The organism is Pedobacter sp. L105 (genome assembly GCF_009765875.1).
Lineage (GTDB): Bacteria > Bacteroidota > Bacteroidia > Sphingobacteriales > Sphingobacteriaceae > Pedobacter.
The window spans coordinates 1303584-1319558 of the sequence record NZ_LMUP01000004.1 but is presented as its reverse complement, the minus strand read 5'-3'; the positions used below and the strand labels follow the sequence as shown (position 1 = coordinate 1319558).

Below are 15975 nucleotides of genomic sequence, written 5' to 3'. Positions count from 1 at the left end.
ATTAATTATTGTTTTGCAATCAAAATCTGTAGTTCAACTTCATCGATCACGATCTTGTTTCCATTCTCTAAATCAGCCACCAGATTAATCTCGTCGGCTAAAATTTCTGCGCAAATGTAGGCTTTATTCCGGGCTACAGCTGCGCTGATCAAATTATCATTTTGTAAACTCACCGTAATGCGGTCAGTCACTTCAAAATTCAGTTCCTTTCTTAAGTTCTGAATTCTGTTAATCAATTCCCTCGACAAACCTTCTTCTTTCAGTTCTGCTGTGATCGTTACGTCCAGCGCCACCGTCAGGTTGCCCAGGTTGGTTACCTGCCATCCGGGGATGTCTTCTGCAATGATCTCTACATCTTCCAATGAGACCTCATAAGCAGTACCCGGTACCTGGTAGGTTCCTTCCGCTTCAAACCTGCTTAAAGCCTCCTGATCCATGCTGCTGATGCTTTCTGCAACCAGTTTCATGTCCTTTCCAACCTTTGGTCCGAGGGCCTTAAAATTAGGTTTTATCTTTTTCTTGATAAAGCCTGCAGTGTCCGTAATATACTCAATATTTTTAATGTTTGTTTCCGACAAAATAATTTCTTTAACCAGCTCTATTCTGCTTTCAAAGGCCTTATCGAGTACCGGGATCAGGATTTTTGCCAATGGCTGGCGCACATTGATGCTGGATTTCTTCCTCAGCGATAATACCATCGAAGAGATGTCCTGTGCCAGGTGCATACGTTCGTTCAGTTCAGTATCAATTAAGGATACATCACCCTCGGTCCATAAGCTCAAATGCACCGATTGTTCTGCCTTTGCCGGTTTGTTCACTGTCAAATTAAGGTACAGCCAGTCTGCAAAAAATGGTGCAATAGGCGACATTAACTGAGACACACTCATCAAACAGGTATACAGTGTTTCATAAGCCGCTTTTTTATCGGCAGTCATTTCACCTTTCCAGAAACGGCGGCGGGACAAGCGGATATACCAGTTACTCAAGTGTTCATCTACGAACGATTGTATAGCCCTTGCTGCTTTAGTCGGCTCGTAGGTATTGTAACTTTCGTCAACCTCATTGATCAGAGTTTGCAACAGGGATAAGATCCAGCGGTCTAATTCACTGCGGTCCTGAACAGGTGTTTCATTGTTTTCATCGATCTCAAATTTATCAATGTTGGCATATAAAGCAAAAAACGCATAGGTATTATACAGTGTTCCAAAGAACTTGCGTCTTACTTCATCAAGGCCTTCGGTATTAAATTTAAGGTTATCCCACGGAGAAGCATTACTGATCATGTACCATCTGGTTGCATCAGCGCTATAAGTGTCAATTGTATGGAATGGGTCAACGCCATTGCCTAAACGTTTAGACATCTTGTTGCCATTTTTATCCAGCACCAAACCATTGGATACGACATTTTTATAAGCGATACCTTTATTGCCGATACGCTCATTGATCGCTTTGATCTCATCGCTGGTCTCACTCAGCATTACCGCAATGGCATGCAGGGTAAAGAACCATCCGCGAGTTTGATCTACTCCCTCAGCGATAAAATCTGCCGGATAAGCGTTTTCAAATTCTTCTTTATTTTCAAAAGGGAAATGCCATTGTGCATAAGGCATGGCACCACTGTCAAACCAAACGTCGATCAGGTCAAGTTCACGTGTCATCTTTTCTCCGTTAGAAGAAACTAAGATCACATCATCCACAAAAGGGCGGTGCATATCTTTCAGTTCAAAAGCGGCATCCATAAAACCTGTTTCAACAGATTTTTTGATCTCTGCATTCAGTTCTGCGATAGAGCCGATACATTTCTCTTCCGTGCCATCTTCTGTTCTCCAGATAGGTAGCGGCGTTCCCCAATACCTTGAACGGGATAAATTCCAGTCCACCAGGTTTTCCAGCCAGTTTCCAAAACGGCCGGTTCCTGTAGCTTCAGGTTTCCAGTTGATGGTTTTGTTCAAGGCTACCATCTTTTCTTTTACCGCAGTGGTTTTGATAAACCAGCTGTCCAGAGGGTAGTATAAGATTGGTTTATCAGTTCTCCAGCAATGCGGATAACTGTGTTCGTATTTCTTAACGTCGAATGCTTTGTTGTCTTCCTTCAGTTTGATGGCGAGCAATACATCGGTTGATTTGAAATCTGCCGCTTTACGCTCTTCATCACTGTAGTATTCTTCTTTTACATAACGGCCGGCAAAGTCTGTTACTTCATCTACAAATTTACCTTGTTTGTTTACCAGTGGAACTTCATTTCCCTGCTCATCTTTAAGCATGACAGAGGGCACGCCATTTTCTTTGGCAACCCGGAAATCGTCTGCTCCAAAAGCACCGGCAATATGTACGATACCTGTTCCGTCTTCTGTTGTTACATAATCCGCAGGAATCACGCGGAATGCTTTTTCCTGTAGTTCAGGAGTTGTAACGTAATCCATTAGCTGGTGATAACGAAGGCCTACCAGGTCTTTACCTGTAAACTCAGCGGTGATTGTCCAGGGGATTAACTTATCGGTTTCCTTAAAATCTTCAAAAGAAAGGTTCTCTGCATCTTTTTTAAAATGTTTACCCACCAGGTCTTTCGCCAGCACTACATTTACAGGAAGGAAAGTATAAGGGTTGAAAGTTTTAACTTTTACATAGGCTATTTTTTCACCAACAGCCAGGGCACTGTTTGAAGGCAATGTCCATGGAGTAGTGGTCCAGGCGATAATAGCGGTATCCTCGGTATCGTTTTCAAACAATACCGGCATTAAAGCATGCTGCTGATCCTTTTTAAGGAAAAACTGTGCAGTGATAGAAGTATCTTTCAGCATCTTATAGGTGCCCGGCTGGTTTAGCTCATGAGAGCTTAACCCTGTTCCTGCGGCAGGAGAATAAGGCTGTATGGTATATCCTTTATACAAAAGACCTTTATCGTAGAAGGTCTTTAAGATCCACCAAAGAGACTCTATATATTCGTTTTCGTAGGTGATATAAGGTTTCTCCAGATCTACCCAATAACCCATTTTTTCTGTCAGATCGTTCCAGATATCGGTATAACGCATTACTTCTTCACGGCAGGCCGCGTTATATTCTTCAACGGTGATCCTGGTGCCGATGTCAATTTTGGTAATGCCTAATTTTTTTTCTACCGCTAATTCGATAGGTAACCCATGGGTATCCCATCCTCCTTTACGTTTTACCTGGAAACCTTTAAGGGTTTTATAACGACAGAAAATATCTTTTATCGCACGGGCCATAACGTGGTGAATACCAGGCATGCCGTTAGCTGAAGGCGGGCCTTCATAAAAAGTAAAAGGGTTAGATTTTGACCGGGTAGAAATGCTTTTTTCAAAGATGTTTTCCGCTTTCCAAAACTCTAGTATCTCTTTACCTATTTTAGGTAGTTCTAATTGTTTAAATTCCCTATACATCAATCCAGTATCTTAAAAAAATAAGGATGCAAAGTTACGCAATAAGAATGAAAAATGGTAGTTATGTCACGAAATACATTGGCGGCTAAAAACTTAAACTGATTTGATTTTTGTTCATTATCTTTGAGGAATATAAAATTAACGTTTTAATCTCCCGGCCATGATCAAAGTACTTAAACTTCAGAAAGCATTACTTTCTATTATTCTGGGCGTCATTGCGCTGGTGGTTTATATTATCATGAGCGAAAAGAAGATGCATGACAGTAAATATGTCCTTGAAGCTTCAGGGCTATTGCTGATGCTGGGAGGCCTTCTTTTTCTTTATCCAATCCTGTTTTCAAGAAAAGATAAAGAAGGGTGTATAGAGCTTGATCCCGAAGTCCCTATCGAAGAACGTGCTGAAGTAGAAAATTAGTTTTAATGCTTCCGAATGTTCAATCAACATCCGTTTACCAGGTTAAAATTGCATTTGGGTAATATTTTGCTAGTTTAAATTAAGAATAGTACACCTTTATATTGATTTAAAGATCAAATTTACAGGTATGGCCTATCCTAAGAGTTTACCTTATATTATCGCTAACGAAGCTGCTGAACGTTTCAGCTTCTACGGTATGCGTTCTATACTTACTACTTTTCTTGTTCTGCAGTTCTTTAATCCTTCGCTTAATCCTGCTATGCAGGGTGTTGCAGAAGCAAAGGCGAATGAAGCGACCCATTTTTTTGTTTCATTGGCCTATGCCGTGCCTTTTTTGGGTGCAATAATGGCCGATTGGTTTTTTGGAAAGTATAAAGTGATCCTCTGGATTTCTATTGTTTATTGTATCGGGCATTTGTTGTTGTCCCTGTATGATACGCAGCTGGATATCTTCAGGTTCGGGCTGATCCTGATTGCCGTAGGTGCAGGAGGAATTAAATCCTGTGTTTCGGCTAATGTGGGCGACCAGTTCACGGCAGAGAATAGCCATCTGCTGTCGAAGGTTTATGGCTGGTTCTATTTCAGCATTAATGCCGGATCTGCCTTATCTACACTGCTTATCCCTATTATTTATTCGGTTTACGGTCCCAAATGGGCATTTGGTATCCCGGGGGTACTGATGGCCATCGCTACGGTGATTTTTGTTTTAGGGCGTAATACTTATGTTCGTGTTCCTCCTACAGGGGTTAAAAAGGATAATTTTGTTTTTATCTCGGTCTATGCACTCAGTCATTTTTACGAGAAGAAAAAAGGGGAATCGCTGCTGGATGTAGCCAAGCAGAAGTTTAATCCTCAAAAAGTAGAAGATATTAAAGCAGCGTACCGTGTGATCGGAGTATTTAGTTTTATCCCTATTTTTTGGTCTATGTGGGATCAGAACTTATCGGAATGGGTGTTACAGGCCGGTAAGCTGGACCGTCATATTTTCGGTTATGAACTGCTGCCGCAACAGATACAAACTGTAAACCCTTTCTTTTTGTTACTGCTCATTCCTGTATTTAATTACCTGATCTATCCTTTCTTTGAGCGGATAGGCATAAAAACTACTCCTTTACGTCGTATAGGCGGCGGATTAGTGGTAATGGCTTTTACTTTTGTGGTGATTGCACTGGTACAAACAGGCGTGGATCATGGATCGCATCCCACCATCTGGTGGCAGGTATTTGCCTATTTCTTTCTCGCTGCAGCGGAAGTAATGGTGTCTATCACTTGCCTGGAGTATGCCTATACGCAGGCTCCTGCTTCTATGAAAAGTACCATGGGCGCTATCTGGTTACTGACCATTGCCATTGGCAATGTTTTTACAGCACTCATCAACCACAGCATTTCCAATCATGGCTTCTTTGCTTCCCTGAGCGGAGCAACCTATTACTGGTTTTTTATTGGCTTGCTGGTGGCTGTAATTTTGATCTATCTGATTGTTTCTCCAAGAATTAAGGAGCAAAGTTATCTCACTGCCTGATCAGGCCTTTTATCCGAAGGCTAACGTATCGTAAAAAATATATAATGGTTTTATAATTATACGCACATAGGAGTTGGCATTAAGCTGATTCTAAACTAATCTTTGCAGGTATAGTAATATCTTATGTTTTATCTGTTTCAGCACTTTATTGTCCCGTTAAAGTGCTCTATGGGGCAATATGCTGTCATTATAGGTTAAAATGTTACTTATTTACTGAGATTATATGGCTAACTTGGGTCTCCCGATTGGGAAAAATCTGTAACCTCCGTTCGTCGCGAAGTTTTAACATTGACGGCAGGATAAAAATAATAATATATGTTTTCAAAAGAAGTTTATCAGCAAAGAAGAAACGCACTCAAAGCAACTATAGGAGAGGGGATTATCATTCTTCCTGGAAATGAAGAAAGTGGTATGAACTATAAGGATAATCTATACCCCTTTCGTCAGGACAGTTGTTTCCTGTATTTTACGGGAATTGACAGGCCTGACCTTTGTTTTATCATCGATATTGACAATGACCAGGAGATACTTTTTGGTGATGAAGCCACAGTAGAAGATATTGTATGGACAGGTCCTCAGGTAGCGATAGCCGATCTGGCCGAGTTATCGGGAATTGCCTTTACAAGAACAAAAATTGAAGTGGAAAGTGCTTTAAGAGGTGGCAGAACGGTACATTTTCTTCCTCCTTACCGTGCCGAAGCAGCAGTAAAACTCAGTGCCTGGGGATTAACAGGCACTCCTTCTGTTCCTTTGATCAAAGCTATAGTTGCACAAAGGTCTATCAAAACTGCGGTAGAGATCACAGAGATCGAAAAAGCAGTCGCCATCAGTGCGCTGATGCATGAAAAGGCCATGGAGATTAGCGTAGCTGGATTGTCGGAAAATTATATTGCCGGTCAGCTGCAGGCTGTAGCCATCGCAGGCGGTGGAAATTTAGCCTTCCCGGTTATCCTGACAGTAAATGGTCAGTTTTTGCACAATCATGCCAGTGCCAATGTGATTCAGAATGGCCAGATGGTATTGTGTGACAGCGGTGCAGAAAATAATATGCATTATGCAGGTGACCTCACCAGGACTTTTCCCGTAAGCGGAACTTTTACCCCATTACAGCAGGATGTATATAACATTGTATTAAATGCACATCAAAAAGCTGCGGCAGCTTTAAAACCAGGCATTTTATTTAAAGATGTTCATCTACTGGCCTGCGAACAGCTGGCTATAGGGTTAAAGGACCTGGGTTTGATGAAAGGTGATCCTAAAGAAGCCGTTGCAGCTGGTGCACACGCACTGTTCTTTCAATGCGGCCTGGGCCATATGATGGGACTGGATGTACATGATATGGAAAATCTGGGAGAAGAATATGTAGGTTATACAGAAGAACTGAAAAAGAGCACCCAGTTTGGGTTAAAATCCCTGCGTTTGGGAAGATCACTGGAAGCAGGTTTTGTGCTGACCATAGAGCCCGGATTATACTTTGTTCCAGACCTGATCGATGCCTGGTCGGCAGAAAAAAGACATGAAGATTTTATCAATTATGCACAGGTAGAACAGTTTAAAAATTTCGGAGGCATCAGGGTGGAAGAAGATTTTCTGGTTACTGATAGTGGCAGCAGGCTTTTAGGACCCCCTCTGGCTAAGACCGTTGAAGAAATACATGCGTTTTTGAAACGTTAACGTTTTGTTAAAATTGAACTGATATGCGGTAATTTACAGTTAAAATTCAATTTAATCAACCTCTATTTTTGAAAGAAAAAACTCAGTGTATGAATAAAGATTTTTGGGCGGGTGTATTCCCTGCAGTAACGACTAAATTTACATCAGAAGAAGAGCTTGATCTGGTTGCTTGTAATAAAGGAATTGAAGCACAACTTGAAGCGGGTGTTAATGGTATAGTTATCGGCGGTTCTCTAGGTGAAGCCAGCACATTGACAGAAGACGAAAAATTTGCATTACTGGCGGAAACGGTTAAAACTGTTGCAGGAAGGGTTCCTGTAATTTTCAGTATCGCTGAACAAGCTACTAAAGTAGCCTTATCTCATGCTAAAAAAGCAGAAGAACTGGGTGCTTCAGGATTAATGGTTCTTCCTCCGTTACGTTATTATGCTTCAGCTGATGAAACTGTAACTTATTTTGCAACCATCGCAAAAAGTACTGTTCTTCCTATCATGATCTATAATAACCCGGTAGATTATAAAATCCATGTTACTTTAGATATGTTCGGAGAACTGGAACAATATGCAAACATTGCAGCAGTAAAAGAGTCTACACGTGATATCAGTAATATAACCAGAATGCTAAACCGTTTTGGAGATCGCTTTAAAATTTTCACAGGTGTTGATCCTTTAGCTTTAGAAAGTATTGTGGCTGGTGCCCATGGATGGGTTGCTGGTTTAGTAGATGCCTTCCCTAAAGAAACAGTAGCCATCTTCCGTTTGGTAAAAGCAGGAAGAATTGATGAAGCTATTGCTATTAACCGCTGGTTCATGCCATTGCTTGACCTTGATATTAATGCTAAATTGGTACAATATATTAAATTGGCAGAAGTTGCTACAGGTACTGGAACAGAACATGTACGCGCTCCACGTCTTAAACTGACTGGCGCAGAACGCGAACAGATACTTAAAGTAATTAACGATGGCGTAGCGGCAAGACCGGCATTACCTGCAGACAGCTGGGGTGTTGTGGAAACAGTGAGCTAATCACATTATTTAACAAATTAGAATGAACGGACGGAATTTAATAGGAAACGGGTATGCTGAAGCAAACACTGCAGCATTTAAGGCAATTAATCCACTAACAGGCGAAACGCTTGAAGGTGATTTTTTTCCTGCCCGGCAGAAGGATGTAGATGAAGCGTTAAAATATGCTGTAAATGCATTTACAGCATATAAGAATATTGATAAAGACCGTAAGGCTGCATTTTTGCGCGCCATTGCCAATGAAATTCTTGCCCTGGGTGATGAACTGATTGAGCGTACTTGTGCAGAAAGCGGTTTGCCAGCCGGCAGGATTCAAGGGGAAAGAGGCAGGACCGTTGGTCAGCTGAATTTGTTTGCCGACCTGGTAGCTGAAGGATCATGGGTAGATGCTATTATTGACAGTGCGGCGCCCGACAGACAGCCTATGCCTAAACCTGATACCAGAAGAATGCTGGTTGCCATGGGCCCTGTAGTGGTTTTTGGCGCAAGTAATTTTCCACTGGCGTTTTCTGTGGCGGGCGGAGATACCGCTTCGGCACTGGCTTCAGGATGTCCTGTTGTGGTAAAAGCACATTCTGCACATCCGGGTACAAGTGCCCTGGTCGGTGCGGCCATACAAAAAGCAGCTATTGCTACCGGAATGCCTGAAGGGGTATTCTCTATGTTGTTTGACAGTGGATATGAGATCGGCGAGTTGCTGGTTAAACACCCAAAAACTAAAGCGGTTACTTTTACAGGATCGTTTAAAGGAGGAATGGCGCTGACTAAGATTGCTAATGAAAGGGCTGAACCTATTCCTGTATTTGCAGAAATGGGCAGTATCAATCCAGTGATCTTATTACCGGAAGCATTGGAAGCAAGAGCAGAGAAAATCGCTGAGCAATACGCTGTTTCAATTACCGGAAGTGCAGGTCAGTTGTGCACACAACCTGGTTTATTGCTGGGTATCACTTCTCCCGAATTAACTTTGTTTAAAGAAACCCTGGCAGAAAAAGTTGCAGAAATTGCTTCTTCAACAATGCTTACTCCGGGGATCTGTAAAAACTTCCAGTCGCTTTCTGGCGGCATGCTGGAAGAAAAAGAAGTAACGTTGGTGGCGAAATCATCAAAAACAGCAGAAGGTGCCCAAAATCAGGCTTTAGCTACCATAGCTGAAGTTTCTGCAAAAGCTTTTTTGGCTAACCCTAAGCTGAAAGAAGAAGTTTTCGGACCATGGTCATTACTAGTAGTGGCTGAAGATGCTGCTGAACTGGAAGCTGTTCTGGAACATGTGGGCGGTCAGTTAACACTTACTGTGATGGCAGAAGATAACGAACTGCTTACCTATAAATCATTATTGGAGAAAGCAGAAGATATTACCGGACGTATTTTGTTAAACGGTGTACCTACAGGTGTTGAGGTTTGTGCTTCAATGCAGCATGGAGGTCCTTTCCCGGCCACTAACGACAGTCGTTTTACTTCCGTAGGCAGCACAGCGATACATCGTTTTGTACGCCCGCTAACCTGGCAGAACTGGGATAAAAAATTATTGCCTCCGGCTTTACAGGATGGAAATCCGCTGAATATCTGGAGACTGGTAGATAATACAATGACAAAATAAATATATGTCGAGCAAAACATTTTTCTGCATAGATGCGCATACCTGTGGCAACCCGGTAAGACTTGTTGCCGGAGGAGGCCCTAACCTGGTTGGGGATACCATGAGCGATAAAAGACAGCATTTTTTAAAAGAGTACGACTGGATCAGGCAGGGCCTGATGTATGAACCCCGTGGTCATGATATGATGTCGGGCAGCATTCTTTATCCGCCTCACAATCCTGAGAATGACGTTGCTGTTTTGTTTATTGAAACGAGTGGCTGTTTGCCTATGTGCGGACACGGAACCATTGGTACGATTACTATAGCTATTGAGGAAGGGTTAATCCTTCCTAAAGTGCCTGGAGTAGTACGGATGGAAGCACCCGCAGGATTGGTGAATATTGAGTATAAACAGGAAAACAATAAGGTTTCTTCTGTAAAATTAACCAATGTAGCTTCTTACCTGGATTCAGAAGGTTTAACTGTAGAATGTCCTGATCTGGGTACGTTAACTTTTGATGTGGCTTATGGTGGTAATTTCTATGCCATCGTTGACCCGCAGGAGAATTTTAAAGGTATCGATCATTACGCAGCAGATCAGCTGATCTCCTGGAGCAGGGTAATCCGCAAGCGCATTAATGAAGCTTATAGTTTTGTACATCCCGAAAATCCAACGATAAAGGATTGTACACATATCCTTTGGGCCGGTGACACCAAATCTCCTCAGGCGACAGCAAGAAACGCAGTGTTTTACGGTGATAAAGCTATCGACCGCTCGCCTTGCGGTACAGGTACTTCGGCACGTATGGCGCAGTGGTTTGCCAAAGGGAAGCTGAAAAAAGGTGATTCTTTTATTCACGAAAGTATCATTGGCAGTTCTTTCACTGGTAAGGTAGAAGATGTTGTTGATTTGAAAGGGCGTCAGGCTATTATCCCAAGTATTGAAGGGTGGGCAAAAGTATATGGATATAACACCATCAAAATTGATGATGATGATCCATATGCAAAAGGTTTCCAGGTACTATAAGTGCCTGAACAGGATTAGGTTTAAAATTGAGATTAAAGAATAGATGGGAAAAGCAATTGTAATAGGCGCTGGAATTATAGGTTTGAGCTCTGCTTATTATTTACAGCAATCTGGCTGGGAAGTTACGGTACTTGAAAAAGGGGATCTGTCTGATAGTGCCTCTTATGGTAATGCAGGCATGATTGTGCCAAGTCATTTTGTACCTCTTGCTGCTCCTGGTATGCTGGAGAAAGGGATAAAGTGGATGTTTGATAGTAAAAGCCCTTTTTATGTAAGGCCTTCGCTAAACCTTAACCTGGTAGGCTGGGGATTAAAGTTCATGAAAAGCGCTAACAAAGAACAGGCGGATAAAGCTGCCGTACCGCTGCGCGATATTTCTTTGTTAAGCAAAGACCTTTATGCGGGGATAACCGCAAAGATTGGTGATTTCGGGTTGACCAATAACGGAATTTTAATGCTATACAAAACAGATAAGGTTGGAGATGAAGAGTTACACATTGCAGAACAGGCGAGAAGCCTTGGTTTGGATGCCCCTTCATTAACTGCTGCAGATGTACAAAAATTACAGCCCGATCTTAAGGTTGATGTATTAGGTGGTGTTCACTACCGCTGTGATGCACACCTGAACCCAAATCAGCTGTTGCTTCTTTTAAAAGAATATTTGCAGAAAGCCGGTGTTAAAATCATTAAGAATACTGAAGTAACAAAGATCATTCAGGATAAAGGGCAGATCACTAAGCTGATTGCTGGGGAGAAAGAATATACTGCCGATCATTATGTACTGGCAGGTGGTTCATGGTCGCCTGAGATTGCTAAGCGTGCTGGTTTTAAAATTCCTCTCATGCCTGGGAAAGGTTATTCTTTCCTGATTGACGATACAAAGAAAAATATGCATATCGCAGCTTTACTTTGCGAAGCGAAGGTGTCAGTTACACCAATGGGTAACCGTATCCGCTTTGGCGGTACAATGGAGATTGATGCCATCAATGGCCGTATCAATATGAACAGGGTGAAAGGTATTGTAGAGTCCATTCCAAGATATTTCCCTGACCTGCAGCCTGAAGTACCTGCAACAAAAGATATCTGGTTTGGTTTCAGGCCATGTTCTCCGGATGGCCTCCCTTATTTAGGAAACAGTAAATCACTAAAAAACTTAACCGTGGCAACCGGTCATGGTATGATGGGCGTAAGCCTTGGTCCCGGTACCGGAAAACTGGTTAGCGAACTGATCAATGGTCAGACATTGTCCATGGATATCAAGCCCTTTTCGCCAAATCGGTTTTTATAATAAAAGATTTTCTTACACACACCCTTTAGGCGTCAAATGTTAATTTATTTGGCGCTTATTATACTTTATGTATCTTCGTACATGAAGGTTTTGCCATTTACCATACCAGTGTCTCACGATAGAACAATCATCGTTCAGACTGAGGAAATGCCTCACTTCTATACTTATCTCCATCGTCATAAGGAGATCCAGCTCACCTGGATCCAGGAGGGTGAAGGTACACTGGTGGCAGGGATGAACATGCATTTATTTAAGGCTGGCGAGATTTATCTTTTTGGCGCTAATATGCCTCATGTTTTTAAAAGTGATCCTGAGTATTTTGAACCTGACAGCACCAAACAGATCCGTACCATTACTGTTTTTTTTAACCCGAATGATAAGCTGTCAGCTTTGTTTGATTTGCCTGAGATGAAAGCCGTTCAGGCATTTCTTGAAGATTATGATTGCGGTTTTAAGGTTCCACAGGAGTTTTTTGAGGATATATCAGGAAGATTACAGGGATTGCTGAATTCTGACGGTATAGATCAGCTGATGCAGTTCCTTCAGTTGCTAAAAACGTTAAGTAATGTAAATGGACTGGAGCCGCTTACCGTAAATTCTTTTCCGCGTTCTATTAATGATAATGAGGGAATGCGCGTAGCATCAATCTATAATTATATCATACAGAATTACAATAAGCCGATTACGCTGGAAGAAGTGGCCGAGCAGGCGTATATGACCCCGCATGCTTTTTGCCGGTATTTTAAAAAACATACCCGTTATACACTGGTGAGTTTTTTAAATAAGGTAAGGATCAATGAAGCATGTAAGTTACTGATGAGCGGATCGCATAATGGTATTGCCGCTATTGCATACAGCTGCGGTTTTAACAGTATCACCAACTTTAACCGGGTTTTTAAATCGATTACGGGTAAGTCTCCAAGAAGTTACAAGGAGCAGTATTAAGATTTTCCCTTAATCAATTACTGCTCTGTGATATATTTCCTGATTTTATATTTGCACGTATTTTCTTGACAAGTCTTAGAGGGACTTCGGCAAAATCAACAATTTGCTGGTCTGAGAGATTGAGATTTTTAATTAATTTAAAATTTCATTTTCTTTCGCCCCTCTTTTAGCTTTCTTACTCCCTTCTTTTTCCCCTTTAAAATATCCCTCCATTTGGGCATCTTCTATCAATACTTCTTCAAATGTTATCATGTTCTTAATTAATTAATAGCCTTTCCATATTTAATACTCATGCGCACCTTTTTTACAAAACTTAAAGATACATCTGCATAATCAGCAATTTGTTCATTTGAAAAGCCATGTTTTATAATGAGCCGGCGCACCACATTTTCTTTTGCTTCTTTTTCCCCCTTCAGATATCCCTCCATTTGGGCATCTTCTATTAATACTTCTTCAAATGTTATCATGTTTTTAAACAATTAATTGGCAGATTTTTTAGCGCTTATGTTTGCACGCATTTTTTTTACAAAATTTAAAGAAACTTCAGCAAAATCAACGATTTGCTGATCTGATAGGCCTTCTTTTACAATACGTCTGTAAACTTCATTTTCTTTTGCCTCTCTTTTAACCTCTCTAGTTGCTTCTTTTCTCCCTTTAAAATATCCCTCCATTTGGGCATCTTCTATTAATACTTCTTCAAATGTTATCATTTCCCTGATATTCTTATTTGTCAACAAATTAACTTCAGAGTCAAATTTAACTCTTGTTTCTGAAAATTCAAAATCTATATAATAAAAAAGAAAATTCATGATCGCCCTTTGTTTATGGGCTGGTAATTTTCTGCCCAATACCAGTTTCACCATTTTAAGTTTATAAGCGAGCAACTGTTCGTCAGCTTCCAGATTGTTTTTACTGCCTTTTTTTATAAGCGCAGCTTTTGCAATTAATACGATTAACGCAAAGGGACTTGGATGGTTGATCAGTTCATGATCGTCCTGAACGGCAATTTTAAAGATATTATACTGGTACGTGAGCCGGGTACCCATGTAGTCAATTTTGAATATTCGTTTCCGTTTGATCTCGTTGGGTTCTGTGAAAATAGCATAGGCAGTAATTGACATTTTGTATTTGTCATATAACCTGTTAAAATAGGCATACATGCGCTGGCCAAAGTCTTCACTGTATTTTTCCTGTACTTCCAGATGAAGCAGGATCTGTTTTCCGTCCTTTGTAAATAACTTGATCAGTTTATCTACTATTTTGTTTTCGTATCTGCCGTTATCAGGCGGAAATTCCTGTATCAGTTCTTTATTTATAAACTCGTAACCTTTAGCCAAATCGGTAGATTGGGCCAGATTTTGATTGATAAAAAGCAGGAAATCCTCAAAAAGCAGTTCCAGTGCCGCCTTCCAAAGGGTATCTTTTTGTTTTCGCATCAGCTAAACTTAATACGAAAAGCATAAAAGGTGGTAATCCATCTTAATTATTCTTTTAAAAAAGGTGAAAGCTAATTTTAGTCAAGAATTGATTAATTATAGGTCGGTTTTTACTCTTTATTCGATTAGTTTTGGAATAACTAAACAAAAAACCAATAATGGATGAATCAAAAACATCATTTAAGCCTTCTTTAGGTCTAATGGATGCAACTATGCTTGTTGCAGGCAGTATGATCGGGTCGGGTATTTTTATCGTTAGTGCAGATATTGTAAGAAATGTAGGCAGTTCCGGCTGGCTGATCTTTGTATGGATCATTACAGGATTTATGACACTGGCTGCGGCATTGAGTTACGGGGAACTGAGTTCTATGTTTCCTAAAGCAGGCGGCCAGTATGTTTATCTAAAGGAAGCCTATAATCCACTGGTTAGTTTTTTATATGGCTGGAGCTTTTTTGCAGTGATACAAACAGCCACAATAGCAGCAGTAGGCGTAGCTTTCGCAAAGTTTACCGCTTATATTTTTCCACAGATCAGTGAAGATCTGGTGTTTGTAAACCTTGGGTTTATTACCATTTCACCTGCCCAGTTATTGTCCGTCTGCGTGATTATCTTTCTCACTTATTTGAATACCCGCGGGGTAAAGAGCGGTAAGCTGATACAGACAACTTTTACCATTGTGAAGATTTTAAGTTTAGGCGGATTGATCGTATTTGGCTTCTGGGCTTTAAAAGCAGAAATATGGAAAGCAAACTGGACCAATGCCTGGGATATTCATAAATTGTTTCCTTCGGGAAAAACAGAGGGGTATCTGATTGCACCGGCATTAGGTGCAGTAGCGGCTGCAATGGTAGGCTCTATCTTTAGTAGTGATTCATGGAATAATGTGACTTTTATAGCGGGAGAAGTGAAAAATCCGCAAAAGAATATTGGTTTAAGTTTATTCCTGGGAACTTTGATTGTAACACTGATTTATGTGATCACCAATATAATGTATACAGGCGTGCTTACGCTGCCGCAAATTGCAGGGGCAGAGAAAGACCGCGTAGCAGTAGCAGCTTCCCACATCATTTTTGGTAACGGCGGAACGATTATTATTGCGGTACTGATCATGATCTCTACGTTTGGCTGTAATAATGGGCTGATCATGGCTGGTGCACGCGTGTATTACTCTATGGCAAAAGACGGTTTGTTTTTCAAGAAAGCAGGTTCGCTCAATGAGAATGCCGTACCAGGATTTGCACTTTGGGTACAATGTCTTTTTGCCTGTGCCTGGTGTTTTAGCGGGAGGTATGGCGATCTGCTGGATATGATCTCTTTTGTGGTAGTTGGATTTTATATGCTGACCATCATTGGGATTTTTATCCTGCGTAAAAAACGTCCTGATGCAGATCGTCCTTATAGGGCTATTGGATATCCGGTATTGCCTGTCATCTATATTTTAATGGGACTGGCTTTTTGTTTATTATTGATTGTGTACAAGCCTAAGTTTACCTGGCCGGGATTGATCATTACCCTGATAGGGATACCAATTTATTATCTAATTAAACCACAAAAAGCTGCTGTTGTAAAAGATTAGTCTTGTGCTTCTAAAAATTAAGGTAGCTATTTCGGGACTGCCGGCTTGATACTCAAGCCGAAGGCCCCGAAATAGCTACCTTAATT

12 protein-coding genes are annotated in these 15975 nt (G+C 41.1%); 9 read left to right on the top strand and 3 right to left on the bottom strand.

Features of this window, described 5'->3' with window-relative positions:
• Positions 1-5 precede the first annotated feature (5 nt).
• Positions 6-3401, bottom strand: coding sequence for an isoleucine--tRNA ligase (gene ileS / locus GSQ84_RS10840; RefSeq protein ID WP_158797227.1), 3396 nt, complete (start codon positions 3399-3401; stop codon positions 6-8).
• A 160-nt stretch (positions 3402-3561) separates the two neighbouring features.
• On the opposite strand from ileS, the gene GSQ84_RS10835 reads away from it, so the two are divergent.
• From GSQ84_RS10835 to GSQ84_RS10800, 8 genes are all read left to right on the top strand, one after another.
• Positions 3562-3816 carry an isoleucyl-tRNA synthetase gene (locus tag GSQ84_RS10835; protein ID WP_158797226.1) on the top strand — a complete coding sequence of 85 codons (255 nt, stop codon included), beginning with the start codon at positions 3562-3564 and terminating at the stop codon, positions 3814-3816.
• A gap of 127 nt (positions 3817-3943) precedes the next feature.
• Positions 3944-5338 (top strand): POT family MFS transporter, encoded by a 1395-nt coding sequence (locus tag GSQ84_RS10830; RefSeq protein WP_158797225.1) that lies wholly within the window; start codon positions 3944-3946, stop codon positions 5336-5338.
• Positions 5339-5653: 315 nt separating this feature from the next.
• Positions 5654-7012: an aminopeptidase P family protein gene (locus GSQ84_RS10825; RefSeq protein ID WP_158797224.1), complete on the top strand. Its 1359-nt coding sequence runs from the start codon at positions 5654-5656 to the stop codon at positions 7010-7012.
• 89 nt (positions 7013-7101) lie between these two features.
• The gene (locus GSQ84_RS10820; RefSeq protein WP_158797223.1) at positions 7102-8037 is read left to right on the top strand and encodes a dihydrodipicolinate synthase family protein; all 936 of its coding nucleotides are present in this window, start codon (positions 7102-7104) and stop codon (positions 8035-8037) included.
• Positions 8038-8059: 22 nt separating this feature from the next.
• On the top strand, positions 8060-9637 hold the full coding sequence (locus GSQ84_RS10815) for an aldehyde dehydrogenase (NADP(+)) (RefSeq protein WP_158797222.1): 1578 nt from the start codon (positions 8060-8062) through the stop codon (positions 9635-9637).
• Between the two features lie 4 nt (positions 9638-9641).
• Complete coding sequence (locus GSQ84_RS10810; protein ID WP_158797221.1) at positions 9642-10643, top strand: 4-hydroxyproline epimerase; 1002 nt, start codon at positions 9642-9644, stop codon at positions 10641-10643.
• 43 nt (positions 10644-10686) lie between these two features.
• Positions 10687-11931, top strand: coding sequence for an FAD-binding oxidoreductase (locus GSQ84_RS10805; RefSeq protein ID WP_174238643.1), 1245 nt, complete (start codon positions 10687-10689; stop codon positions 11929-11931).
• Positions 11932-12039: 108 nt separating this feature from the next.
• Positions 12040-12876: an AraC family transcriptional regulator gene (locus GSQ84_RS10800; protein WP_254070826.1), complete on the top strand. Its 837-nt coding sequence runs from the start codon at positions 12040-12042 to the stop codon at positions 12874-12876.
• A 260-nt stretch (positions 12877-13136) separates the two neighbouring features.
• Here GSQ84_RS10800 and GSQ84_RS10795 read toward each other — a convergent pair whose 3' ends face one another.
• The gene (locus GSQ84_RS10795) at positions 13137-13343 is read right to left on the bottom strand and encodes a hypothetical protein (protein WP_158797219.1); all 207 of its coding nucleotides are present in this window, start codon (positions 13341-13343) and stop codon (positions 13137-13139) included.
• A 12-nt stretch (positions 13344-13355) separates the two neighbouring features.
• Positions 13356-14312, bottom strand: a complete 957-nt coding sequence (locus tag GSQ84_RS10790; RefSeq protein WP_158797218.1) for a hypothetical protein — start codon at positions 14310-14312, stop codon at positions 13356-13358.
• 158 nt (positions 14313-14470) lie between these two features.
• Here GSQ84_RS10790 and GSQ84_RS10785 point away from each other — a divergent pair, with 158 nt between their 5' ends.
• The gene (locus GSQ84_RS10785; protein ID WP_158797217.1) at positions 14471-15889 is read left to right on the top strand and encodes an APC family permease; all 1419 of its coding nucleotides are present in this window, start codon (positions 14471-14473) and stop codon (positions 15887-15889) included.
• The last annotated feature ends 86 nt before the right edge of the window (positions 15890-15975 follow it).

Excerpts from the sequence above, each read along its gene's own strand:
- ileS (WP_158797227.1), bottom strand. The coding sequence starts at position 3,401 with ATGTATAGGGAATTTAAACAATTAGAACTACCTAAAATAGGTAAAGAG.
- GSQ84_RS10835 (WP_158797226.1), top strand. The coding sequence starts at position 3,562 with ATGATCAAAGTACTTAAACTTCAGAAAGCATTACTTTCTATTATTCTG.
- GSQ84_RS10830 (WP_158797225.1), top strand. The coding sequence starts at position 3,944 with ATGGCCTATCCTAAGAGTTTACCTTATATTATCGCTAACGAAGCTGCT.
- GSQ84_RS10825 (WP_158797224.1), top strand. The coding sequence starts at position 5,654 with ATGTTTTCAAAAGAAGTTTATCAGCAAAGAAGAAACGCACTCAAAGCA.
- GSQ84_RS10820 (WP_158797223.1), top strand. The coding sequence starts at position 7,102 with ATGAATAAAGATTTTTGGGCGGGTGTATTCCCTGCAGTAACGACTAAA.
- GSQ84_RS10815 (WP_158797222.1), top strand. The coding sequence starts at position 8,060 with ATGAACGGACGGAATTTAATAGGAAACGGGTATGCTGAAGCAAACACT.
- GSQ84_RS10810 (WP_158797221.1), top strand. The coding sequence starts at position 9,642 with ATGTCGAGCAAAACATTTTTCTGCATAGATGCGCATACCTGTGGCAAC.
- GSQ84_RS10805 (WP_174238643.1), top strand. The coding sequence starts at position 10,687 with ATGGGAAAAGCAATTGTAATAGGCGCTGGAATTATAGGTTTGAGCTCT.
- GSQ84_RS10795 (WP_158797219.1), bottom strand. The coding sequence starts at position 13,343 with ATGATAACATTTGAAGAAGTATTAATAGAAGATGCCCAAATGGAGGGA.
- GSQ84_RS10790 (WP_158797218.1), bottom strand. The coding sequence starts at position 14,312 with ATGCGAAAACAAAAAGATACCCTTTGGAAGGCGGCACTGGAACTGCTT.
- GSQ84_RS10785 (WP_158797217.1), top strand. The coding sequence starts at position 14,471 with ATGGATGAATCAAAAACATCATTTAAGCCTTCTTTAGGTCTAATGGAT.